The organism is Pseudoalteromonas sp. G5_S1_14_S5 (assembly GCF_054968605.1).
This window is the reverse complement of the sequence record NZ_JBQKUM010000175.1, coordinates 1-1,510: the sequence shown is the minus strand read 5'-3', so window position 1 is coordinate 1,510 and position 1,510 is coordinate 1. Positions and strand designations below refer to the sequence as shown.

The following is a 1,510-nucleotide window of genomic DNA, read 5'->3' as shown; positions in this document are numbered from 1 at the left end:
ATTTACATCTTCGTTGGTGGTTAAAATGTTATCTTTCGCAACCGGTGCGAATTTATTTAAGTCAAAGGTGTCCCAAACGCCATCCCCATCGGAGTCGAGAATTTGTGCTTGCGAGGCATCAAACAACGCTTTGCGCTCTGTATCATTTAATGCGGCGTTGTAAGCTGAAAATGCATAGAGGCCATCTGTTGAACCAAACGGCTGGCTTTGATTATATTCTATTAATCCCAATTTGGTATCAGCATAATTAATTGGGCCTGCGAATTTCTGGCTCACCTCGCCAGCCAACACGTTATCGATATAGAGCTTGAATGTCTGATCATCCGTGGATGGTTTACCATCGGGGTCAGCGAGATAGAGATAATGCAGATGAACAAAACGGCCGTAAGGCGTATTAGCGCCAAATGAGAAGTTTTGCGCACCTAGATTTCGGGCTGACAACCCAATTTCGTCAACAGCAGATGAATCTTGCTCGAATTTCAGAACGGTTTTATTGGCAGACCAATTACCCAGCCATTCGATGTTACTGCGCGATAGGTCCTCTTTGACATAGATAATCGCGTCATAACTGGCATCACCGCTAATCGCTTGGAGATTAATTCTGGGGTTACTGGTGCCGGAACTGTTGCTCTGAGCGGCTAAAAAGTCGGTTTTAAGGAAAACGGGACCTGAATTAAGCGTGGCGGCGGAGAGGGACTGATTCACCCAAGCAGCAAGACCATCGGCTGAGATAGATAGATGATCATCCCAGAAATCGGCCGTATCGTTACCATCAGTGTCTTCAGTAAAGGTAGCGGTGTTGTTTACTTCCGGGTCGAGTGAAGTGAAATACGATTCAAACTTATCACTAAGACTGTCGTTATCGTAATCCGACCAAGGGTTTGCATCCTCACCTTGCTCTTGTCCAAAACTCACCCCATCGTTATCCACATCGAGTGCATTAACTTTAACTTGTAGGTCGGAAATAGAATCGGCAGGGTCAACATTAATCGCTAATACTTCATCAATGATTGATTGGTCAACATTTGCTAGGTTTGGCGTGATGCCGATGTTGTTGTAATCATCGATGGTTTTGTTGATTGACGCAGTGATGATCTGATACGCACTGGTGATTTTGTCAGCGCTATTTAGCGTTTGCTCTTGTAGCCATTGGTTGAGCTGAGAGACTTGAGCGTTAGTGAGTCCGGTTAAGCCAATGGTGTTGTAGGTGGAATCGGTTGGCGCTTGGCTCCCTGTTGCTTTATTAGCATAACTAATAATGTCATTCCAACCATTTTCACTATCGACGATTGCTTGTACTTCGGCAGACGTATCGGCCCCTTGAGCTTGTACTGCACTGCGCACAGCACCGACATTGCTTGCATCAACGCCAGTGATCCCAGCTTGGGTGTAATCGGTTTCTGCGGGAGCGCTTGCCAAAGGAATGTTTTTGGCGTGGTTAATGACAGTTACCATGGCGCTAATGTCGGTCACCACGACTAATTTTTCCTCTTTTAGCCAAGCATTAAAC

The 1,510-nt window shown here is 45.7% G+C and carries 1 protein-coding gene; it reads right to left on the bottom strand.

Annotated features, from left to right (window positions below; all coding sequences use genetic code 11):
- On the bottom strand, positions 1-1,476 hold a 1,476-nt coding region (locus ACTRWI_RS22405; protein WP_499133897.1), incomplete at its 3' end, for a hypothetical protein.
- Positions 1,477-1,510: the final 34 nt, after the last annotated feature.